The organism is Actinophytocola glycyrrhizae (genome assembly GCF_042653545.1).
GTDB classification, from domain to species: Bacteria; Actinomycetota; Actinomycetes; order Mycobacteriales; family Pseudonocardiaceae; genus Actinophytocola; species Actinophytocola glycyrrhizae.
Map to the genome: position 1 here is coordinate 309,259 of NZ_JBHSIS010000010.1, position 21,563 is coordinate 330,821.

A 21,563-nucleotide genomic window follows, 5' to 3' on the forward strand; every position below is an offset into this window, starting at 1 on the left:
ATGCCCCGCGGGCAAGGTCACGGCCACGGCTCGAAGATCAACTGTGGACAACCTGACCGGCTGTGGACAACCCGGTCTTCCCGCGGTCTTCCACGGACTTCTCGTCGGTGCTCTGTGCTAGGAGCCGAACGGGCCCTCTTCGGGGAGCCGCAGGTCCGGCTTGTCCAGTTCCTCGACGTTGACGTCCTTGAAGGTGATGACCCGGACGTTCTTCACGAACCGGGCAGGCCGGTACATGTCCCACACCCAGGCGTCGGACATCCTGACCTCGAAATACACCTCGCCGTCCGAGTCCCTGACCTGCACGTCGACACCATTGGCCAGGTAGAAACGCCGTTCTGTCTCCACCACGTACGAGAACTGGCCGACGATGTCGCGGTACTCCCGGTAGAGCTGCAGCTCCATCTCGGTCTCGTACTTCTCGAGATCCTCCGCGCTCATGCGGTCTCGCGCTCCTCCTGGTCGACGGACGTCGGCGGCTGGCCCGGCAGACTCCCAATCTGACCATTCTGGACCACGGCGGCCGCCGCCACACTCAAGGCCACCGGGTGTGGCGCGCGCAGGCCGTGCGCGAGGCCCGCCGACGCCACGTTCACGAACGACCACCGGTGGGCCCTGCTCGGCCCGTGGACGGTCAGCGCGGCGCTGTGGGTGCCGGTGCAGTAGCCCTTGTGCTCGTCGAAGCCGTACTCGGGGAACTCCTCGTGCAGCTCGGTCATCATCCGGTCCCTGGTGACCTTCGCGAGGATCGACGCCGCCGCCACACAGGCCACGGCCTGGTCACCCTTGATGACCGGCATCGACGGCGCGGTCAGGCCAGGCACCCGGAAACCGTCCACCAGCACGTAGCCGGGGTGGGTGCGCAGCCTGGCGATCGCCCTGCGCATGCCCTCGATGTTGCTGACGTGAACGCCCTTGAGGTCGACCTCCTCGACCGGGATGACCACGACCGCGTAGTCGACGGCACGGCGGACGACCTGTTCGTACATCCGCTCGCGGGACGCCGCGGTCAGGAGTTTCGAGTCGGTCAGGCCGTCGAGACGCGCAGAATCACCCGGTCGGAGGACGCACGACGCCACGACCAGCGGGCCGGCACACGCTCCCCTGCCCGCCTCGTCGACCCCTGCCACGGGCCCCAGTCCGCGCCGGTCCAGCGCGGACTGCAGTGCCCAGTTCCCTGACTCACGCCTCAGCACGGGCCGGGGCGGGCCGGACTCCAGCCACCCCGGACGCCCCCGTCGGGCCACTGTCACTTGCTGACTCCACCGGATCGGATCGCCGTGCGCACCCGCTTGCCCAGCCACACGGTCGGGACCGCGGCAGCGAAACCCAGACCGAGCGGCACGAACGGCATCGCGTTGTTCGTCGCGGCGCTCTGCGGGTTGTGGTCGCCGACGCCGCGCCACCGCGACGGGGGCAGCACGATGTAGCGCACCTTGCCGATGACATTGTCCACCGGCACGAGACCGTTCTTGCCGCCACCGCCCTGGCAGCGCGAGTCACACGAGTTGTTGCGGTTGTCGCCGAGCACCCAGAGCATGCCCGCCGGCACCTTGATGGGCGGGAACGACTCCTGCGTGTTGTTGCCGGGAAGCCAGTAGATGTACGGCTCGTCGAGCGGCTCGCCGTCGACGAGGACCCGGTTCTCCTCGTCGCAGCACTCGACGGTCTGGCCGCCGACCGCGACGATCCGCTTCACCACGTCGTCCTCGTTGGGGGACGCCAGGCCGAACGCGGCGCCGACGTCCTGCAGCCATGCCACGAAGCCGTTGCTGGAGCGCTCTGCGGTGAACTCCGACTGGTTCCACGTGTTCGGCCGCTCGAACACCACGACCTCGCCCGGCTCCGGCTCGCCGAAGGTGTAGACGAGCTTGTCGACCAGCACCCGGTCGCCGTAGCAGCCGGGGCAGCCGTGCAGGGTCTGCTCCATCGACTCGGACGGGATGACGAACACCCGCGCGAGGAACGTCTGGATGAGCAGGGTGAGCAGCAGCGCGACCCCGATGAGGATCGGGAGTTCCTTCCAGAACGAGCGCGGCTTCTTCTTGCCACTGGCTTTTCTGCCCGACGTGGCTGGGTCGCCGGGTTTGTCCTGGTCAGCCGGGCCGTCCCCCTCGTCCTCGTTGTCCCTGCTGTTACCGGAGCGTGCGACATCGACCACTAGGGCAGAGTACCGGTGCCCGCGCGAGGGCTGCGGAGCGCACGGAAGTGCCGGCTACCCGCGCCGTTCGCGGATCTTGCGTCCCAGCCACAGAGTCGGCCACGCGACGAGCAGACCAAGGCCAAGCGGTGCGCCCTGCTGCCAGGCCGGGGCGCCCAGCGCGGCCGCGTCGGCCTCCTGCGGGTTGTGGTCGCCAACGCCGCGCCAGCGGGACGGGGGCAGCACGATGTAGCGGGCCTTGCCGATCACCTTGTCGATCGGGACCACGCCGCGGACCCCGCCGCCGCCCTGGAAGCGGGAGTCGGACGAGTCGCTGCGGTTGTCGCCCATGACCCAGAGCGTGCCCTGCGGGACCGTGACCGGGTCGAAGCGCTGGCGGGCGTCCGGGGCGCCGTTCTGCCAGTGGACGTACGGCTCGTCGAGGGGTTCGCCGTCGACCAGGACGCGCCACTCCTCGTCGCAGCACTCGACGGTCTGGCCGCCGACCGCGATGACCCGCTTCACGAAGTCGCGCTCGTCGGGTGGGGCGAGGCCGATCAGGGAGCCGACGTACTGGATGCCGCGGACCAGGACGTTGCCGGACCTTGGCGTCGCGACGTCGTTCTCGGTCCAGGAGGCCGGACCCTCGAAGACGATCACGTCGCCGGGTTCGGGGTCCGAGAAGTCGTAGACGAGCTTGTCCACCAGCACACGGTCACCCGTGCAGCCGGGGCAGCCGTGCAGGGTCTGCTCCATCGAGCCGGACGGGATGGAGTACACGCGCCCCAGGAACTGCTGGATCAGGAACGTGAGCACGAGCGCGACGGCCAGCAAGGTGAGCAGCTCACGCCACAGCGGTTGCTTCTTGGGCGGCTTGCGGTGCTTGCCGTGCCTGGTATCGCTGCGGTCCTCCGTGCCGCCCTCGGCCCGCGACACCGGCGTCGAGTCGGCGTCGCGGACCTCGGGGATCAGGTCTGTGCGCTCCGGGTCGTCCTCTGGCGTCGGAGCGTGCACGGGGTTTACCACACAGCCCAGGTTACCGGGCTACGCGAAAAAAGCAGGTCAGGCTGTCGGCGCCGGCTCGCGCTTCTCCTTGATCTTGGCGGCCTTGCCGCGCAGCTCACGGAGGTAGTACAGCTTGGCGCGGCGCACGTCACCGCGGCGGTCGACCTCGACCTTGGCGATGTTCGGGGAGTGCATCGGGAAGGTGCGCTCGACACCGACACCGAAGGAGATCTTGCGGACCGTGAAGGTCTCGCGGATGCCACCGCCCTGGCGACGGATCACGACGCCCTTGAACACCTGGACCCGCTCACGGGAGCCCTCGATGACGCGGACGTGGACCTTCAGCGTGTCGCCCGGGCGGAAAGCCGGGATGTCGGAACGCAGCGACTTGGCGTCCAGAGCGTCCAGGGTGTTCATCGGTGTATCCGTCCTCAACTGTTGTTTCGTTCATCCCAAGGCGCGAGGCGAGTCCCTAGTCAACATCTTGGGGAGTCCGTGTGAGTGCGCCAGGCGTCACCCGGTCGCAACAACCGGTCCAGTATGTCAGACCGATTTCCCCGGGTCGAAATCGGGATCTCGGACGCGGGCCAGCTGGGCGCGGTCGTGCTTGTCGAACGCCTCGTCCGGCAGGGCGGCCAGCAGGTCGGGGCGGCGCCGATACGTCCTGGCCAGGGCCTGGTCACGGCGCCAGCGGGCGATGGCGCCGTGGTTGCCGGAGCGGAGCACGTCCGGCACCGCCAGGTCGCGCCACACCTCCGGCCGGGTGTAGCTGGGGCCCTCCAGCAGGCCGTCGGAGAACGAGTCCTGTTCCGCCGACGCCGGGTTGCCGAGCACGCCGGGCAGGAGCCGGGCGACGGCCTCGACGATGGTCATCACGGCGACCTCGCCGCCGACCAGCACGTAGTCGCCGATGGAGACCTCGTCGACCGGCATGCGACGGGCGGCGTCGTCGAGGACCCGCTGGTCGATGCCCTCGTAGCGGCCGCACGCGAACACCAGCCAGTCCTCCCGCGCGTACTCGCGGGCCATGGCCTGCGTGAACGGGCGGCCCGCCGGGGTCGGGACGACCAGGCGGGGGGTGCCTCCTGCGCACACCTCGTCGAGCGCCTCGCCCCACACCTGCGGCTTCATCACCATGCCGGGGCCGCCGCCGTACGGGCTGTCGTCGACGGCCTTGTGCACGTCGTGGGTCCAGCGGCGCAGGTCGTGGACCTCGACACTCAGCAGGCCGCGCTCGATGGCCCGGCCAAGCAACGCCTGGCGGAGCGGGTCGAGATACTCGGGAAAGATGGTGACGACGTCGATACGCACTAGTCCACCTCCCCGGGTTTCACAGTGTTGGTCCCGTCCCGACGAACCGGCGCGAATGGCGGGTGGATGGTGGCTGGGTGCCGTCACGGTCCCCTTAAAGCAGACCCTCCGGTGGGTCGATGACCACGCGGCCGCCCTCGACGTCCACCTCGGGGACGATCGCGCGGACGAACGGGACGAGGCCCTCCGTGCCGTCCTTCATCGTGAGCACGAGCAGTTCGCCGCCCGGACCGCGTGCGATCTCGGTGACCGTGCCGACCTCGGTGCCGTCGGTGAGCACCGCGGCGAGGCCCTCCAGCTCGTGGTCGTAGAAGGCGTCCGGGTCGTCCGACAGCGGCAGCTCGTTCACGTCGACCAGCAGCTGCGCGCCACGCATCGTCTCGGCGGCGTTGCGGTCGGGGACCTCGTCGAACCGCACGAGCAGACGGCCCGAGTGGTGACGGACCGTCGAGACGGTCACCGGGCGAACGGAACGGTCCCGGAGCCGCGCGGTGAGCACGGCTCCGGGAGCGAAGCGTTCGTCGGGCTCGTCGGTGTGGATGTCGACGGCCAGCTCGCCGGCGATGCCGTGAGCCTTGGCCACCCTGCCGACCAGGAGAAGTTCAGCCTGCGTCATCTGTTCGCTCCGCAAGCTCCGCTCACTGGTCGGTGTCGACGACGTCCACTCGGATGCCCCGGCCGCCGATCCCGGCCATGACGGTTCGCAGCGCGGTGGCGGTGCGGCCGCCGCGGCCGATCACCTTGCCGAGGTCGTCCGGGTTCACGTGCAGTTCGAGCGTGCGGCCACGGCGGGTGGTCACCAGCTCGACACGCACGTCGTCCGGGTTGTCGACGATGCCGCGCACCAGGTGCTCAAGAGCGTCCGCGAGGAAACTCACGAGGCGTCCTTGGCACCCTCATCCGACTTCGCGTCGGCCTTCTCGTCGACCTTCTCGTCGGCCTTCTTCGGCTCGGCCTTCTTCGCGCCACCCTTCTTCTTCGGGGTGGTGGCGTCGGTGGTCGGCTCGGAGCCGGCCTCCTTCAGTGCCTGCTCGAACAGCTCCTGCTTGGAGGTCTTCGCCTCCTTGACCTTCAGCGTCCCCTCGGTGCCCGGGAGACCCTTGAACTTCTGCCAGTCACCGGTGATCTCGAGGATCCGCTGCACCGACTCGGTCGGCTGCGCGCCGACACCCAGCCAGTACTGGGCGCGCTCGGAGTCGACCTGGATGAAGCTCGGCTCCTCCTTCGGCCGGTACTGGCCGATCGTCTCGATGGCCTTGCCACTGCGCCGAGTGCGGGCATCCGAGACGATGACGCGGTAGTACGGCGCCCGGATCTTGCCGAGACGCTGCAGCTTGATCTTGACTGCCACGGGTTGTGGTGCTCCTGTCGAATCATGGTTGGACCTCGGCGGACCGCGTGGGGTTGCGGCCCGCTGATGCCCCAAGTTGATGGCGCCATGGCACGGTGAGAGGGTCCGGCCACGACGGACAGCTAGCCATTCTGCCAGACGGCCCCGCTCAGGCGGGCATCGCCCCGAGCGCGACGAGCAACGTGGCGACCGCGGGCAGGAAGTTGTTGACCTGGTGGGCGATGATGCTGGCCCCCAGACGGCCGGTGAACAGGCGTGCAAGGCCGATCGGGATGCCGATGACCAGCAGCAACGACGTGCGCAGCGGTTCGAGGTGGCTGACCGCGAAGATGATGGTGGTGAGGAAGAACACGGCCCAGCGGCCCCACTTGAGCCGTTCGAGGGCGCCCCACAGCAGGCCGCGGTAGATGATCTCCTCGCACAACGGGCCGATCAGCCACACGAACAGGAACATCGCGATCGCCGGCCCGACCGGCATGAGCTGGTTGTCCACGAGCGCGCCGACCGCGGACTGCGCGTTCTGGTCGCCGACGACGTTCGTCCACACGAACGCGGCCACCGTCGTGCAGATCAGGCCGATGAGACCCCACTTGATCCCGACCTTGACGTCCTCGGCGCGCATGGACCAGCGCAGGTCGATCCGCGGGCCGTTGCCGCGGATCTTGGTGACGAGCAGGGCCACACCGGCGGCGAGCAGCGTGGGCACCATCGTGCCGATGACGATGACCGACGGCGAGCCACCCGAACCGGGCGCGATGATGCCGACGAGCGCGCCGATGACGACGGCGGAGAGCACGAAGACCGCGAAGACGAACAGGAACGCGCCGAAACCCCATTTGTGGGTGCGCGTTTCCGAGGGGTCGTCGACGTCCTGGGTGGGCGTCGCTTCCCGCTCGGTCGTCACCTAGCTCAGCGTAGTGCGTCCGGGACGGGCGATCCGGTCGGAGCGGGTCGTCAACATCAGTGCCTAGTGAATGACACGACCCCGGAGCACGACGCGGCTCGGAGCGCGCAACGCCGCGAGGTCGGTCCTCGGGTCGGTGTCGTAGGCGATGACGTCGGCGGCCGCGCCCTCTTCGATGCCGCGGAAACCGAGCCACTCACGGGCGGTCCACGACGCGACGCCCAGCGCGTCCGCACGGGACAGTCCCAGCTCGTGCAGTGCCACGATCTCGTCGACGATCCGGCCGTGGGCGATGCCGCCGCCCGCGTCGGTGCCCGCGTAGACCGGCACCCCGGCCTCGACCGCGGCGCCGACGGTCTGGCGGACGCGGCCGTACAGGTCCAGCATGTGGCTCGCGTACACCGGATACTTCGAGGCACCCGCCGCGAGGTCGGGGAACGTCTCGATGTTGATCAGGGTGGGGACCAGCGCCGTGCCGTGGTCGGCCATCAGGTCGATCGTGTCGGCGGTGAGGCCGGTGCCGTGCTCGATGCAGTCGATGCCGGCACGGATCAGGCCGGGCAGCGCGTCCTCGCCGAACACGTGGGCGGTGACGCGCGCGCCCGCGTCGTGGGCGACCTTGATCGCCTCGGCCAGCACGTCGTCCGGCCACAGCGGGGCCAGGTCACCTGCCTCGCGGTCGATCCAGTCGCCGACCAGCTTGACCCAGCCGTCGCCGACCGCGGCCTGCTCGGCGACCACGGCGGGCAGCTCCGCCGGGTCCTCCACCTCTTCGCTGATGTAGCGGATGTACCGCTTCGGCCGCGCGATGTGCCTGCCCGCGCGGATGATCCTCGGCAGCTCGAGCTTCTCCTGCAGCGGCCGGGTGTCCAGCGGGGCGCCGCAGTCGCGGACCAGGAGCGTGCCTGCGTCCCGGTCGGCGAGCGCGTGCCGCTCGGCCTCGGCCAGGTCCTCGGCGGCGAGGCCGATGTGGCAGTGCGCGTCGACGAGACCGGGCACGAGGAAACCGCCGTCGGAGATCGTGTCCGCGTACGGGACCGGCGTCAGGCGGATGCGGCCGTTGACGATCCACAGGTCACGGGGCTCCCCCTCGGGGAGCACCACGCCCCGCATGTGGAGCGCCGGCATGCGCTACTTGTCCTTCTTCGGGAACTTGAGCTTCGACGGGTCGAAGCCGGGCGGGAGACCCTGGTCGAGTCCGGCCAGGCCCGGAGGCAGCTCGCCCCGGCCGGGCGGCATCTTCGACAGGTCGGGCACGCCGCCGGGGAACGCAGGCAGGCCGCCGCGCACCTTCGGCTGGGTCGGGCCCCGCCCCTTGCCCTTCTTGCCCTTCTTGCCCTTGCGTGACTTGCTGCCGCCGCGGTTGGCGCCCGGGAAGCCGAAGCGGCCCGCCATCTGCTGCATCATCTTGCGGGCCTCGTAGAAGCGGTTCACGAGGTCGTTGACCTCGCGGATCGCGACGCCGGAGCCGCGGGCGATGCGGGCGCGACGGGACGCGTTGATGATCTTCGGGTTGTCGCGCTCCGCCGGGGTCATGCCGCGGATGATCGCCTGCAGGCGGTCGAGGTGCTTGTCGTCGACCTGCGCCAGCTGGTCCTTCATCTGTCCCGCGCCGGGGAGCATGCCGAGCAGGTTCGCGATCGGGCCCATCTTGCGGACCGCGAGCATCTGCTCCAGGAAGTCCTCCAGCGTCAGCTCGCCGGTGCCGATCTTGGCGGCGGTGGCCTCGGCCTGGTCCTTGTCGAACGCCTGCTCGGCCTGCTCGATGAGGGTGAGGACGTCGCCCATGCCGAGGATGCGCGAGGCCATCCGGTCGGGATGGAAGGCGTCGAAGTCCTCGAGCTTCTCGCCGTTGGAGGCGAAGAGGATCGGCTGGCCGGTGACCTCACGGACCGACAGGGCGGCGCCACCCCGGGCGTCGCCGTCGAGCTTGGTGAGGACGACACCGGTGAAGCCGACGCCGTCGCGGAAGGCCTCCGCGGTGGTGACGGCGTCCTGACCGATCATCGCGTCGACGACGAACAGCACCTCGTCGGGCTGTACGGCCTCGCGGATGTCGGCGGCCTGCCGCATCATCTCCTCGTCGACACCCAGCCGGCCCGCGGTGTCGACGATCACGATGTCGTGTTGTGCGCGCTTGGCCTCGTCGATCGAGCGGCGGGCCACGTCGACCGGATCGCCGACGCCGTTGCCCGGCTCCGGCGCGTAGGTCGGGACACCGGCGCGCTCACCGACGACCTGCAGCTGGTTCACCGCGTTCGGGCGCTGCAGGTCACAGGCCACGAGCAGCGGGGTGTGCCCCTGCGAGGTCAGCCACCTGGCGAGCTTGCCCGCGAGCGTGGTCTTACCGGAACCCTGCAGGCCGGCGAGCATGATCACCGACGGTGGGGTCTTGGCCAGGTTCAGCCTGCGGGTCTCGCCGCCGAGGATCTTGACCAGTTCCTCGTTGACGATCTTGACGACCTGCTGGGCCGGGTTCAGCGCGCCGGAGACCTCCGCGCCCTTGGCGCGCTCCTTGACGTTGGCGATGAACGTCCGGACCACCGGAAGCGCGACGTCTGCCTCCAGCAACGCGATCCTGATCTCGCGCGCGGTGGCATCGACGTCGGCCTCGGACAGCCGGCCGCGGCCGCGGAGGTTCTGCAGGACCGACGTAAGCCGATCGGAGAGAGTGTCGAACACCCTGTCGAGGGTAGCCGGTTGCGAAAGCCGGTCGCCGGGATGGGCCCGACCCCTCGACGGGCCCAACCCCGGCCTACCCAGTTGCGCTCCCTCCCGGTGCGCAGGAACAGCCTCTCCCCTCCACCCCCCAAAGGGCAGCGCGAACTCCCCCGGTTCGCCCTAGGGGTAACTACTCAACCCGCGAGTCCCCGGTTCAGAACCCGCGAGTCCCGCGTTCAGGACCCGCGAGTCCCGCGTTCAGGACCCGCGAGTCCCGCGTTCAGGACCCGCGAGTCTCCCGTTCAGAACCCGCGAGTCCCCTGTTCCGGACCGGCGAGTCGGCCGTTCGGGTGTGCCGGTGTCCCGACGCGAACTGCCGACTCGGCGGTCCCGAACGCGGAACACGCGAGTTCTGAACCGGGGACTCGCGAGTCCCGAACGCGGAACACGCGGGTTCTGAACCGGGGACTCGCGGGTTCTGAACGGGGGACTCGCGGGGGTTGGTGGGGTTTGGGGGCGGGGGGGTGGGTTAGCAGGTGGAGAGGATGGCTTTTTCTATTTGGGTTCGCCAGGGTTTGCTTTTTGTGTCGCCGTTGGTGGGGCTTGTGGCGGCCAGGCTGAAGCTTGCGATCGCGGTGCCGCCCACCTGCATGGCACGTGCCCACAGGACGTCGGCGCCGCAGCGTTCCAGGGCCTCCGCGACGCCGTGCAGCAGGCCGAGGCGGTCGGCCGCGCGGAGTTCCAGGACCACGTCCTTCGACTCGGCACCGCCGTCGGCCTCGTCGTCGAACCACAGGACGCGGGCCGCGGGCGGGTCGTCCTGTTCCTCGGCGTAGTCACGTTCCTTCGCCGCGAGTTTCTCCGCCAGCGGCAGTGAGCCCGACACCGCGCGGGTGAACTGTTCGCGGAGCAGGCCCGCGTCCGGCAGGGAACCGAAGCGCGGAGACACCGAGAACACGTCCACCGCCGCGCCCGCGTGGGAGCGCAACTCGGCCGCGTTGACCTTCAGCGAGTGCAGCGCGAGCACACCCGCCGCCCTGGACAGCAGGCCGGGCCGGTCCGGTGCCACGAGCGTGATCGTCGCGTAGGACCGGTCCCGCGCGACGATGATGTCCGGTTTGCCGGACGCGGCGACGGCCTCCGCCAGCGCGCGCTGCTCGGCGGTCAGCGGAGCCGGCGGCTCGTGCCGCTCCCCCGCCATGAGCCGCCCGCACCGCACCACCAGGTCCCCGACCAGCGACGCCTTCCAGTCCGACCACACTCCCGGCCCGGTCGCGAGCGAGTCGACCTTGGCGAGGGCGTGGAGCAGCTCCAGCAGCACCGGGTCGCCGTCGAGGGTGTCGACGACGCGCTGCACGGTCGCCTCGTCCTCGATGTTGCGGCGGGTCGCGGTGTGCGGGAGCAGCAGGTGGTGGCGGATCATCGCCGACAGCGTCGCCACGTCCGGCGCCGGCAGGCCGAGGCGCTCCCCCACCTGCTTGGCGAGCGCGGCGCCCACCACGGAGTGGTCCTGGTCGCGGCCCTTGCCGATGTCGTGCAGCACGCTGCCGATCAGCAGCAGGTCCGGCCGCGACACCCTGGTCAGGAGCTTCGCGGCGTTGGCGGTGGCCTGCACGAGGTGCCGGTCCACCGTCCACACGTGCGCGGCGTCGCGGGGCGGCAGGTCGCGCACGGCGCCCCACTCGGGGAACAGCCGCGCCCACAGCCCGGTCCGGTCCAGCGCCTCGACCACGTCGATGAGCCCCTCACCGGCACCGAGCAGCGACACCAGCTCCTGCCGCACCTCCTCCGGCCACGGCGCGCGTGGCTCCGGCGCGGACTCCCCCAGCCGGGACAGCGTCCCCGGCGCGATCGGGCGGCCCGTGCGGGCGGCCGCCGCCGCGACACGCAGCAGGAGCGCCGGGTCCTTGCCGGGGTCGACGTCACGGGCGAGCATGATCTCGTCCCCGTTGAGCACGACCCCCTCCGCCAGCGGTCGCCGCTGCGGCTGCCTGCGCAGGACGCCGAGCACCTTGCGGCTCTGGCGGGCGGGCTGGATCGCGCGGAACGCGACGTCCAGCGCGTACGCGACCGCGCGGCCCGCCCCGGACAGGGCTCTGGCCAGTGTGAACCGGTCACCGATGCCGAGCACGGCGGCGATCTCGTCGCCGTCCTGTGGCATGAGCACGTCCCGGGGCCTGCCCGCGATGCGGCGCAGTTCGGTACGGGTGTCCAGGAGCAGCCTGCGTGCCGCCGACACCTCGCCGGAGGGCCGGTCGACCAGCTGTGCGAGGGCGAGCGCGTCGAGCATCGCCAGGTCGCGCAGGCCGCCGCGGCCGTGTTTGAGATCGGGTTCCACCCAGTGGGCGACCTCGCCGCTGCGCTGCCACCTGGCGCGTGCCGATTCGACGATGTCGCCAACCCGCCGCCGCACGCCGGTGCGCCACGCGGCACGCGCGGCCTCGGCGAGCCCGCGGGAGAGTTCGGGGTCACCCGCGAGGTGCCGTGCGTCGAGCAGCCCCATCGCGGTGCGCAGGTCGGCGGCGGCCACGTCGATGGCCTCGGACACGGTCCGCACCGAGTGGTCGAGGCCGACACCGGAGTTCCACAGCGGGTACCACAGCCGCTCGGCGACCTTCTCGACGCGGCCGTCGCGTCTGGTGTCGTGGACCAGGACGAGGTCGAGGTCCGAGTACGGCACGAGTTCGCGCCGCCCGAGCCCGCCGACGGCGACCAGTGCGATCCCCTCGGCGGCCGAGCCGATGCCCGCCTGCGCGGCGTGCACGGTGAGCCAGAACTCGTGCAGGTCGGTCAGGGCCTCCCGCAGGACGTCCGGGCCGAGCCGGCCGGTCTGGTGCGCGGCGCCCCGGCCGAGGAGCCGGTCACGAGCCAGCACCAGGTCGGCGGCAGTGGGGGCGGCCGGGACCTCACGGCCGGCCGCCCCCTCCCCCTGGGATGTCATCAGAGCGCGTCGGTGCCGCGCTCTCCGGTGCGCACCCTGACCACGGTGTCCACCGGCGTGACCCAGACCTTGCCGTCACCGATCTTGCCGGTCCGCGCGGCCTCGACCACGGCCTCTACCACCTTGTCGCCCAGCGTGTCGTCGACCAGGACCTCGACCCGCACCTTCGGCACGAAGTCGACCGAGTACTCCGCGCCGCGGTAGACCTCGGTGTGGCCCTTCTGCCTGCCGTAGCCCTGCACCTCGCTGACGGTCATGCCCAGCACACCGACCTGTTCCAGTGCGGCCTTGACGTCGTCGAGCGTGAACGGCTTGATGATCGCCGTCACCAGCTTCATGGTTCAGCCTTCCTTGCTCGCGTTTGCCGAGACCTTGTTACCGGACAACGCGTCCGCGGCCTTGGAGATCGGCGACGACCCGCTGCGCAGACCGGAGAACTCGTAGGCGCTCTCCGCGTGCTCCGCCTCGTCGATGCCGGTGGCCTCCTCCTCGTCGGTGACCCGCCAGCCCATCGTGACCTTGATGGCGAAGGCGATGATCGCGGTGACCACGAACGAGTACGCGAGCACGGCGAACGCGCCGAGCGCCTGCTTGCCCAGTTGCGACACCCCACCGCCGTAGAACAGGCCGTTGACGCCCGTGTCGTTGACGTAGGTGGTCTGGAACAGGCCGATCGCCAGCGTGCCCCACAGGCCACCGACCAGGTGGACGCCGACGACGTCGAGCGAGTCGTCGAAGCCGAGCCGGTACTTGAGGCCGACCGCGAGTGCGCAGATCGCACCGGCGATCACACCGATTGCCAGCGCGCCCCAGGTGTCGACGAACGCACAGGCCGGGGTGATGGCGACCAGGCCGGCGACGACACCGGACGCCGCACCGAGGCTCGTCGCGTGCCCGTCGCGGATGCGCTCGATGACGAGCCAGCCGATGATCGCCGCGGCGGTCGCGGTGAAGGTGTTGATGAACGCGACACCGGCGAGGCCGTTGGCGGCCAGCGCCGAACCGGCGTTGAACCCGAACCAGCCGAACCACAGGATCGCGGCGCCGAGCATCACGAACGGCAGGTTGTGCGGCTTCATCGGCTCCTTGGGCCAGCCGCGCCGCTTGCCGACGACGATGGCGAGCGCGAGTGCCGCCGCACCGGCGTTGATGTGCACCGCGGTGCCACCTGCGAAGTCGAACGCCACGAGGTCGTTGGCGATCCAGCCGCCGACGTGCCCCGAGTCGTTGCTGAAGTCGAACACCCAGTGGGCGACCGGGAAGTACACGATCGTGGCCCAGATACCGGCGAACAGCAGCCAGGCGCCGAACCGCACGCGGTCGGCGATCGCACCGGCGATGAGCGCGACGGTGATGACCGCGAACATCCCCTGGAACGCGACGAAGCCCGTGGTCGCGAGTGCGTCCTCGTTGCCGATCAGGCCGGAGAGGCCCAGGTACTGGGTGATGTCACCGACGAGCCCGCCACCGACGTCGTCACCGAAGGTGAGCGAGTAGCCGTAGATGACCCACAGCACACCGACGACGGCGATCGCACCGAAGCACATCATCAGCATGTTGAGCACGCTCTTGGTACGCACCATGCCGCCGTAGAAGAACGCCAACCCCGGCGTCATCAAGAGCACCAGGGCGGCACTGGTGAGCAACCAGGCCGTGTTCCCTTCCACGCTTTCCTCCTCTGCCTTCGCCATCGACTTGCGGAGGAGCATTCAAAAACCACGTTTCGCAGGATCGCGTGCTGTGTTTCACACCGGTGAACTGTCCGAGTGTTCGTGTTACGAGCAGGTTTCCGCCTCCTCGCCGCTACCCTCGCGGCATCACCGTTCTGCAGCCGGTGCCCGCCGAGGCGGTCACCGATCCGGGCTGGCTCGGCGGCGCGCTTTCCGCGACGGCGAGCCGGTTCCGGCTGGCCAGACAGGCCGCGACGGGCGTGCTGTGGTGGTACTCGGCCAGCTCGGTGCTGCTCGGTCCGGTGGCCGAGACGTACGTCCGGGGCGGCCCGGCGGCTGATCCGGAGCTGGCCGCCATGACGCTGTACGTGCACCGCGACGGCAGGGTGCTCGACGCGCGTTCTTCGTCCACTGTGGACCGCATGGCGGCGGCGGCCCGCGTCGCGGACGTGGTCGCGACGTGTGTGTCGGCCGTGGTGGCGGCTTCGGGTGCGGCGGAGCGGTCGTTGTGGGCGATCGCGACGGACTCGCTGGCGAACCGGGTGCTGTGGGCCGGTGGCACCGACGCCGACGCGGTCGAGCTGGCGGCCGACGGGCGGTTCCCCGTGCCGCGTTACGTCACGGTCGGCGGGCAGCGCGCGGTGCGGCGGGCGTCGTGCTGTCTCGTGTACGAGGCGCCGGGACAGCAGAAGTGCGTCAGCTGCCCACGCCAGAGCCCAGACGATCGGTCACGACGGTTGCGGGCGGCGCTGCGCGGTCAGGCGACGTAGACCGGCAGCGCGCGTTCCCGGACACGGAACGAGAACCGGCGGCCGAGCGGGCCGACCTCGCCGTCCAGCGCGATCCTGCGGTGCCCGTCGAGGAACAGCACGTCCACCCTCGCCACCTCAGCGTGCCGGTACACGTGCGAGGTGCTCAGCGTGCCGGTGAGCAACGCGAGCAGGAACCGTGCGCGGGAGTACGGCAGGTCGGCGCGTAGGTACCGCACGTCGAGCAGCCCGGACGCGAGCGAGGAGCGGCGGGCCGCGCCGAAGCCCTTCGGCTCGTACGGGCCGTTGCCGACGAACAGCATCCACACCAGCCGCTCGTGCCCGTTCAGCATGATCCTCATCGGCCGCGCGCTGCGCAGGGTGCGGGTGGTCGCGAGCAGCACGGCCGCCCACTTGGGCCAGCGCGTCTCCAGCTTCTCCCGCAGCCGCACCGTTTCCGGGTAGCCCCCGAGGCTCGCGGTGTTCACGAACGGCACCCGTTCGGTGTCGTCGTCGCGGTAGGACACCTCGACCTCGGCGATGTCGCAGACCACCACCGAACCCGCGCGGGACGCCGCCTGCGCCTCGTCGAGGTTCTGGACGCCGACGTCGCGGGCGAAGTGGTCGAGCGTGCCGGCCGGGACCAGCACCAGCGGCAGCCCGTACTCGGCGGCGACCCTGGCCACGCACGAGACCGTGCCGTCGCCGCCGACCGCGCCGAGCGCCCTGACCTCGTCGTTCTCGACCTTCTTGGTCAGCTCGGCGACCACGTCGACGTCCGGGAGGAACTCGATGACCGCCGCGCGGGGCCACGCCTTGCGGACCTCCGCACCGGCCTCCCCGCTGGCGCCCGCGCCGGGGTTCACCACGAGTACGAGCCCCTCGCCGTCCCCCAGCTCCGGCGCGGTGTCGCGCCGCTGCGGACCGGGCGGCAGGTCCCGCTGGTGCGGCCACCAGTGGCGGGTCGCGTAGGCGGCGCCGACGCCGATGGCCGCGCCCGCGACGACGTCCGAGGGCCAGTGCACCCCGGTGTGGACGCGGCTGTAGCCGACCGCGGCGGCCAGCGGGAACACGGCGGCCGCGGCGCCCCGGTGTTCCATGGCGAGTGCCGAGGCGAACGCGAACGCGGACGCCGCGTGCCCGGACGGGAAGGACGACGAGGTGGGCCGTTTCGCGATGCGCCGGTACAGCGGCAACAGGTCGGCGGCGGGACGGCGGCGCGGGAACAGGCGCTTGCCGACGCCACTCGCGGCGAAGCTCGCGAAGCCGATGGCCGCGATCCCGCGCAGCCCCGCCCTGCGCGGCGCGCCCTTCCTGGCCAGAAGCAGCGCCGCGATGGCGAACCAGAGCTTGCTGTGGTCACCCGCGCGGCCGAGCAGCCGGATGCCCCGGTCGGCCCGCGAGGGCGGGAGCTTTCCGCTGCGCCGGACGAGTTCGGCGTCGAACCGACCCACCCGGCCGAATCGGCGCCTGAACTGTCTCCGCACCGGCGAGGTGTACCGCACGCCGGGGCGGCCGAAACATCATCAGCCGGTCGAGGTGGGCCGCGGGGGCGGTCGTGGTGTCGACACCCCTGGCGAAGGCGGCGTGCCCTGTGCGGTCAGTGCGCCGACGGGATCTCGGTGAACGGACGGGTCGCCACCAGCTCCGCCGCCGCCTGTTCCGACAGGCCTGCCTCGATCAGCGCCGCCTCCGCCTTGGCCGCCGGGAGGGTGTTGAGCCACCGGCACACCAGGTCGTTCTGGCCCGCTTCGGTCAGCGCGCCGTGCAGGCGCAAACGGGCCATGCCGCCGTCCGGGTAGACGTCCATGCGGACGTGGGTCACGGCGGGACCGTTCAGGCGGAAACGGTGCCGGGTGTCCGGCTGCAGGCGGGTCCTCTGCAGCAGCTCGAACCACTCGTCACCGACGCGGCCCGCGAGCGACGCCCAACCCGGCGCGTTTCCCTTGAAGTGACTGGTGTCCAGCTCGGCCATGCGCACGGTGCCCTCGGCCGCGAGCGCGACGGTCACCCAGTCGTTGTCGTCGTCGCGGCGGCGGGCGGTCTCCCAGCCCTCCCCCATCACCCGCGCGAAACCGGGCGAGATGAGGTTCGCGGGCGAGGAGTAGAACATGTTGCTGCAACCGTCGATCGACGCGCCGTGCTCCAGTGCCGCGAGGTCCAGCGACGCCAGGTCGAGGAACCTCGGGTCGGCCACCGGGGTGCCGTGCACCCGCAGCCGCGCGACGCCGCCGTCCGGGTCGATGGTCAGCCGCACGTGCGTGAACCGCCGCCCGTCGGTCACCTCGAACGGGTTCTTCGTGTTGCCCAGCAAGGGAGAACGCGGCACGAGCGGCTGCCAGTCGAGTTCGGCCAGCTCGTCGGGCGACGGGTAGCCGTCCACCGCGGCGCCCTCGATCCAGCAGAACGGCGGGTAGTTTCCGGTGAAGAACGCCGTGTCCACGATGACACCCTCGACCACGCCGGGCAGCCCGAGCCGGAGCACGGCCCGGTCCACCCCCGGTTCGCGGCGCCGCCGCGTCTCCCAGCCGTCGTAGACCTGTCCCTTGTGGCCGAACGTGGCGGCCTGGAACACCGGTGCCTCCGGCCGGATCAGGTTCTCCCGCTCGGCGAACAGCTCGTCGTTCGCCCACAGCACGCTGCCACCCAGCCCTCGGGAGGCGAGATCCGGCAGTCCCGTGAAGTCCATCAGCGCTCCAGCAGTTTCCCGTGCGGTGCCGCACCCGTCACCTCGCGGCCACGCAACCACGTGCGGCGCACGACGCCTGTCAACCTCCGGCCGTGGTAGGCCGAGACCGCGTTGCGGTGGAACAGTTCCGCCGCGTCCACGGTGAACTCGCCGTCCGGGGCGAACACGCACAGGTCCGCGTCCCGGCCGACCTCGATGGCGCCCTTGCCCGCCAGCCCGGCCAGTTCCGATGGCGCCCGCGCCATCCACCGCACCACCTCGGTCAGCGGCACACCGCGCCGCCGTGCCGCCGTCCACACCGCGGGCAGGCCCAGCTGAAGACCCGCGATGCCGCCCCACGCCGCGCCGAAGTCGCCGGTGTCGGAGCATTTCAGGTCGGCGGTGCACGGCGAGTGGTCGCTCACCACGCAGTCGATGACGCCGTCGGCGAGGCCCTGCCACAGCACGTCCTGGTTGGCCGCGTCGCGGATCGGCGGGCAGCACTTGAACTGCGTGGCGCCGTCCGCGATCTCCTCCGCGGTCAGCGTGAGGTAGTGCGGGCAGGTCTCCGCGGTGATCGCCACCCCGTCGCGGCGCGCGGCCGCGATCATCGGCAGCGCGCCCGCCGACGACAGGTGCAGCACGTGCACCCGCGCACCGGTGCGCCTGGCGAGGTCGACGAGCGTCGCGATCGCGCGGTGCTCGGCCTCCTCGGGCCGGGACGCGAGGAAGTCGCGGTAGGCGCGGCCGTGCGGGTCCGGCGCCCGCTCGATGAGGTCCGGGTCCTCGGCGTGGACGATCAGCAGCGCGCCGATGCGGGCCAGTACCGCCATCGCGGGGGCCAGCTCACCGGTCGACAGGTGCCCGAACTCGTCGACACCCGAGTGCAGCAGGAAGCACTTGAAGCCGAACACGCCCGCCTCGTGCAGCGCGGGCAGCTCCGCCAGGTTGCCGGGCACGGCGCCGCCCCAGAACCCGACGTCGACGTGGGTCCGGCCGAACGCGGTGGCGCGCTTGAGGTCCAGCGCCGCGACGTCGGTGGTGGGCGGCACGCTGTTGAGCGGCATGTCGACGATCGTGGTGACCCCGCCCGCGGCGGCCGCGCGGGTGGCGGACGCGAAGCCCTCCCACTCGGTGCGGCCGGGGTCGTTGACGTGCACGTGGGTGTCGACCAGGCCCGGCAGCAGCACCTCGTCGTCGGCGAGGTCGACGAACGCCGGGCCGTCCAGCTCGGGCTCGACCGCGACGATCACGCCGTCGGCGATCCCCACCGCGCCCGCCCGCTCGCCCTCCGGGGTGATCATCCGGCGGGCGCGGACGACGAGCTGCGGTCGCGTCACAGGGACTCCCTGCGGACCAGCCTGCCGAGACCCGCCTCGGACAGCCCGCACAGCTCCTCGACGTCGGCGGCGGACAGCGCGCCGCAGTCCATCGCCCGCCGCATCGACATGGCAAGCGCTTGCGCGGTCGCTGGTTCGTCCAGCACCCCGGCCTCGACCTTGTCCACATAAGCGCGCAAACGTTTGGCATCGGCCGCCGCGTTGCCGAGGTAGAACGCGTAGTTGGCGGCGTAGCGCGTGACGAGCTGTGCCGGGTGCATGTCCCAGCCCTGGTGGAAGCCGTGCGTCAACGACCGCAGTGTGTACCCGAAGTGCGTGCGCCACGCCGCGTGCACGGCGTCCCGGTCGCCGACCGGCAGCACGTTCGTCGAGCCGTCCGAGAGCCGCACGCCCGTGCCCGCGGCGCTGACCTGCATGACGTGCCGGGCGAAGTCGCACGCCGGGTGCCCGAGGTGCTGCTCGGACGCGGACAGCCCGCACGCGGCCGTGTAGTCGTAGGTGCCGAAGTGCAGCCCCGAGACCCGGCCCCTGCCCGCCGTGATGAACCCGGGGATGGCGAACCGGCCCGTCGCGTCCACTACCGACTGCGTGGTCTCGATCTGGATCTCGAACCGCAGCCGCCCAGCGGGCAGGTCGAGCCGGTCCTCGATCAGCTCCAGCAGCTCCACGAGCGCGGTCACCTGTTCGACCGCGGTGACCTTCGGGAACGTCAGCACGAGCCCGGCGGGGATCTCGGGCAGCTGGGTCAGGAACAGGTCGAGGGTGCGGACGCCGCGCTCGAACGACTCGAACGACTTGAACCGCAGGCCCGCCCACGGCACGGCGAGCGTGGGCGTCAGACCGGCGCACCGGACCGCGTCGGCGTCCTCGTCGGCGTCGGACCGCGGCCCGTAGCCGTCCTCGAAGTCCATCCGCAGGTCCTCGACCGGCTCCCGGCGCAGCTTCGCGACCACCTTCTCGTGCACGGGCTCGGCCAGTTCGGCGGGCAGGCCGAGCACCTGGGTGAACGCGTGCGGGCCAGGCGCGTACTCGGCCAGCGCGGCGAGCGCTGCCTGTCCCCACCGCTGCGGCAGGTCGCCGGTGACCTGGTCCGCCGGGATGTAACACGTGTGCACGGGCTGCCTGCCGCCCGCGTCACCGGGGTACCGCGCCGACCGCGCGGCGTCCACGGCGGACAACCGGCGGGCCACCGAGGCGAGCAGCGACCCGTCGAGGGACGTCCGCACCTCAGATCCGCTCGTAGGCTGGCAACGTCAGGAAGTCGGGGAAGTCGTCGGCCAGCGCGACCTGCTCGAACAGCTCGACGGCCGGGCCGAGGTGTTCGGCGGGGACCACGCCGGTGAGCGCCTCGCGCACGTCGGACAGCAGCCCGCGCACCAGGTCGGCGGTGACGGTGGCGCCGGTGTCGAGCTTGACCTCGTTGCGCACCCACTGCCACACCTGCGAACGGGAGATCTCGGCGGTCGCGGCGTCCTCCATGAGGTTGTGGATCGCGGCCGCGCCGTTGCCGCCCAGCCAGGACGCGAGGTAGCGGACGCCGACGTCGACCGCGCCGCGCAGCCCGGCCGCGGTGGCGTTGCCCGGCGTGGACCTGATGTCCAGCAGCTGCGCGGCGGTCACCGAGACGTCCGCGCGGAGCCTGCCGAGCTGGTTGGGCTCGGCGCCGAGGACGGCGGTGAACTCCTCGTCGCAGATCGCCACCAGGTCCGGGTGCGCGACCCAGGAGCCGTCGAACCCGTCGCCTGCCTCGCGCCGCTTGTCGTCGTGCACCTTGGCGAGGGCGGACTCGGTGACCTCGGGGTCGCGGCGGTTGGGGATGAACGCGGCCATGCCACCCATCGCGAACGCGCCCCGCTTGTGGCAGGTGCGGACGAGCAACTCGGTGTAGGCCCGCATGAACGGCGCGGTCATCGTGACGTCGTTGCGGTCGGGCAGCACGAAGTCGGCGCCCGCGTCGCGGAAGTACTTGATGATGCTGAACAGGTAGTCCCAGCGGCCCGCGTTGAGACCGGACGCGTGGTCGCGCAGCTCGTGGAGGATCTCCTCCATCTCGAACGCGGCCGGGATGGTCTCGATCAGGACGGTGGCGCGGACCGTGCCGTGCGGGATGCCCAGTGCTTCCTGCGCGTGGGTGAAGACGTCGTTCCAGAGGCGGGCCTCGAGGTGGCTCTCCATCTTGGGGAGGTAGAAGTACGGCCCGCTGCCGCGTTCGAGGAGCGCCTTCGCGTTGTGGAAGAAGTAGAGCCCGAAGTCGACGAGGGCACCGACCGCGCGGCGGCCGCCGACGGTGATGTGCCGCTCGTCCAGGTGCCAGCCGCGGGGGCGCATCACGATGACCGCGTGCCTGCCTGGCTTCAGCGCGTACTCCTTGCCTTCCGGCGAGGTGAACGCGATGGTCCCGCGGACCGCGTCGGCGAGGTTGACCTGCCCGCCGACGACGTTGTGCCAGTGCGGGGTGTTGGCGTCCTCCAGGTCGGCGAGCCACACCCTGGCACCGGAGTTGAGCGCGTTGATCGCCATCTTGCGCTCGGTCGGCCCGGTGATCTCGACGCGGCGGTCGACGAGGTCCTCTGGCGCACCGGCGACCCGCCAGTCGGACTCCCGCACCTCCCGGGTCTCGGCGAGGAAGTCCAGCCTGCCGGTCCTGGACGCCTCCTCCCGCCGCGCGGCCCGCGCCGCGAGCAACTCGTCACGCCTGCCCGCGAACCGCTCGTGCAGACCCGCGAGGAACTCGAGGGCCTCGGGGGTGAGGATCTCCTCGCTTCGCTCGACGGCACCGCCGAGCACCTGGATGTCGACCATGGGTTACACCCTAGGTTCACC

Annotated in this window: 21 protein-coding genes; 1 reads left to right on the forward strand and 20 read right to left on the reverse strand. The window is 71.1% G+C overall.

Features of this window, described 5'->3' with window-relative positions; all coding sequences use genetic code 11:
• Positions 1-117: 117 nt before the first annotated feature.
• From ACFPCV_RS23145 to ACFPCV_RS23215, 15 genes are all read right to left on the reverse strand, one after another.
• A complete protein-coding gene (locus ACFPCV_RS23145) occupies positions 118-441 on the reverse strand; it encodes a DUF2469 domain-containing protein (protein WP_133908662.1) in 324 nt (107 codons plus the stop codon).
• Positions 438-1,220 (reverse strand): ribonuclease HII, encoded by a 783-nt coding sequence (locus tag ACFPCV_RS23150; RefSeq protein ID WP_378058736.1) that lies wholly within the window; start codon positions 1,218-1,220, stop codon positions 438-440. Before ACFPCV_RS23150 ends, ACFPCV_RS23145 begins: the two co-directional genes overlap by 4 nt.
• 29 nt (positions 1,221-1,249) lie before the next feature.
• Positions 1,250-2,161 (reverse strand): signal peptidase I, encoded by a 912-nt coding sequence (gene lepB, locus ACFPCV_RS23155; protein WP_378058389.1) that lies wholly within the window; start codon positions 2,159-2,161, stop codon positions 1,250-1,252.
• A 54-nt stretch (positions 2,162-2,215) separates the two neighbouring features.
• The gene (gene lepB / locus ACFPCV_RS23160; protein WP_378058390.1) at positions 2,216-3,166 is read right to left on the reverse strand and encodes a signal peptidase I; all 951 of its coding nucleotides are present in this window, start codon (positions 3,164-3,166) and stop codon (positions 2,216-2,218) included.
• 36 nt (positions 3,167-3,202) lie between these two features.
• Positions 3,203-3,562, reverse strand: a complete 360-nt coding sequence (rplS, locus tag ACFPCV_RS23165; RefSeq protein ID WP_378058391.1) for a 50S ribosomal protein L19 — start codon at positions 3,560-3,562, stop codon at positions 3,203-3,205.
• Between the two features lie 126 nt (positions 3,563-3,688).
• Positions 3,689-4,456: a tRNA (guanosine(37)-N1)-methyltransferase TrmD gene (gene trmD, locus ACFPCV_RS23170; RefSeq protein WP_378058392.1), complete on the reverse strand. Its 768-nt coding sequence runs from the start codon at positions 4,454-4,456 to the stop codon at positions 3,689-3,691.
• Positions 4,457-4,550: 94 nt separating this feature from the next.
• Positions 4,551-5,072, reverse strand: coding sequence for a ribosome maturation factor RimM (gene rimM, locus ACFPCV_RS23175; protein WP_378058393.1), 522 nt, complete (start codon positions 5,070-5,072; stop codon positions 4,551-4,553).
• 22 nt (positions 5,073-5,094) lie between these two features.
• A complete protein-coding gene (locus ACFPCV_RS23180; protein WP_075128707.1) occupies positions 5,095-5,334 on the reverse strand; it encodes an RNA-binding protein in 240 nt (79 codons plus the stop codon).
• Positions 5,331-5,807 carry a 30S ribosomal protein S16 gene (gene rpsP / locus ACFPCV_RS23185; RefSeq protein ID WP_378058394.1) on the reverse strand — a complete coding sequence of 159 codons (477 nt, stop codon included), beginning with the start codon at positions 5,805-5,807 and terminating at the stop codon, positions 5,331-5,333. Before rpsP ends, ACFPCV_RS23180 begins: the two co-directional genes overlap by 4 nt.
• 148 nt (positions 5,808-5,955) lie before the next feature.
• Complete coding sequence (locus tag ACFPCV_RS23190; protein WP_378058395.1) at positions 5,956-6,711, reverse strand: CPBP family intramembrane glutamic endopeptidase; 756 nt, start codon at positions 6,709-6,711, stop codon at positions 5,956-5,958.
• 63 nt (positions 6,712-6,774) lie between these two features.
• Positions 6,775-7,839 (reverse strand): amidohydrolase family protein, encoded by a 1,065-nt coding sequence (locus ACFPCV_RS23195; protein ID WP_378058396.1) that lies wholly within the window; start codon positions 7,837-7,839, stop codon positions 6,775-6,777.
• A gap of 3 nt (positions 7,840-7,842) precedes the next feature.
• Entirely contained in the window at positions 7,843-9,393 is a 1,551-nt protein-coding gene (ffh, locus tag ACFPCV_RS23200; RefSeq protein WP_378058398.1) for a signal recognition particle protein, read from the reverse strand.
• Positions 9,394-9,901: 508 nt separating this feature from the next.
• Positions 9,902-12,313, reverse strand: coding sequence for a [protein-PII] uridylyltransferase (locus ACFPCV_RS23205; RefSeq protein WP_378058399.1), 2,412 nt, complete (start codon positions 12,311-12,313; stop codon positions 9,902-9,904).
• A complete protein-coding gene (locus ACFPCV_RS23210) occupies positions 12,313-12,651 on the reverse strand; it encodes a P-II family nitrogen regulator (protein WP_378058400.1) in 339 nt (112 codons plus the stop codon). Before ACFPCV_RS23210 ends, ACFPCV_RS23205 begins: the two co-directional genes overlap by 1 nt.
• Positions 12,652-12,654: 3 nt before the next feature.
• Positions 12,655-14,022 (reverse strand): ammonium transporter, encoded by a 1,368-nt coding sequence (locus ACFPCV_RS23215; protein WP_378058401.1) that lies wholly within the window; start codon positions 14,020-14,022, stop codon positions 12,655-12,657.
• A 125-nt stretch (positions 14,023-14,147) separates the two neighbouring features.
• Here ACFPCV_RS23215 and ACFPCV_RS23220 point away from each other — a divergent pair, with 125 nt between their 5' ends.
• Positions 14,148-14,753 carry a (2Fe-2S)-binding protein gene (locus tag ACFPCV_RS23220; protein ID WP_378058402.1) on the forward strand — a complete coding sequence of 202 codons (606 nt, stop codon included), beginning with the start codon at positions 14,148-14,150 and terminating at the stop codon, positions 14,751-14,753.
• Here the strand turns inward: ACFPCV_RS23220 and ACFPCV_RS23225 are convergent.
• The 5 genes from ACFPCV_RS23225 to aceB all read right to left on the reverse strand — a co-directional run bounded on the left by ACFPCV_RS23225 (position 14,741) and on the right by aceB (position 21,542).
• Positions 14,741-16,219: a bifunctional phosphatase PAP2/diacylglycerol kinase family protein gene (locus ACFPCV_RS23225; protein ID WP_378058403.1), complete on the reverse strand. Its 1,479-nt coding sequence runs from the start codon at positions 16,217-16,219 to the stop codon at positions 14,741-14,743. The genes ACFPCV_RS23220 and ACFPCV_RS23225 overlap by 13 nt on opposite strands.
• Positions 16,220-16,332: 113 nt before the next feature.
• On the reverse strand, positions 16,333-17,421 hold the full coding sequence (gene alc, locus ACFPCV_RS23230) for an allantoicase (RefSeq protein WP_378058404.1): 1,089 nt from the start codon (positions 17,419-17,421) through the stop codon (positions 16,333-16,335).
• Complete coding sequence (gene allB / locus ACFPCV_RS23235; RefSeq protein WP_378058405.1) at positions 17,421-18,740, reverse strand: allantoinase AllB; 1,320 nt, start codon at positions 18,738-18,740, stop codon at positions 17,421-17,423. The genes alc and allB overlap by 1 nt, the downstream gene beginning before the upstream one ends.
• A complete protein-coding gene (locus ACFPCV_RS23240) occupies positions 18,737-19,966 on the reverse strand; it encodes a DUF6986 family protein (protein ID WP_378058406.1) in 1,230 nt (409 codons plus the stop codon). The genes allB and ACFPCV_RS23240 overlap by 4 nt, the downstream gene beginning before the upstream one ends.
• Position 19,967: 1 nt before the next feature.
• Positions 19,968-21,542, reverse strand: coding sequence for a malate synthase A (aceB, locus tag ACFPCV_RS23245; protein ID WP_378058407.1), 1,575 nt, complete (start codon positions 21,540-21,542; stop codon positions 19,968-19,970).
• Between the last annotated feature and the right edge of the window lie 21 nt (positions 21,543-21,563).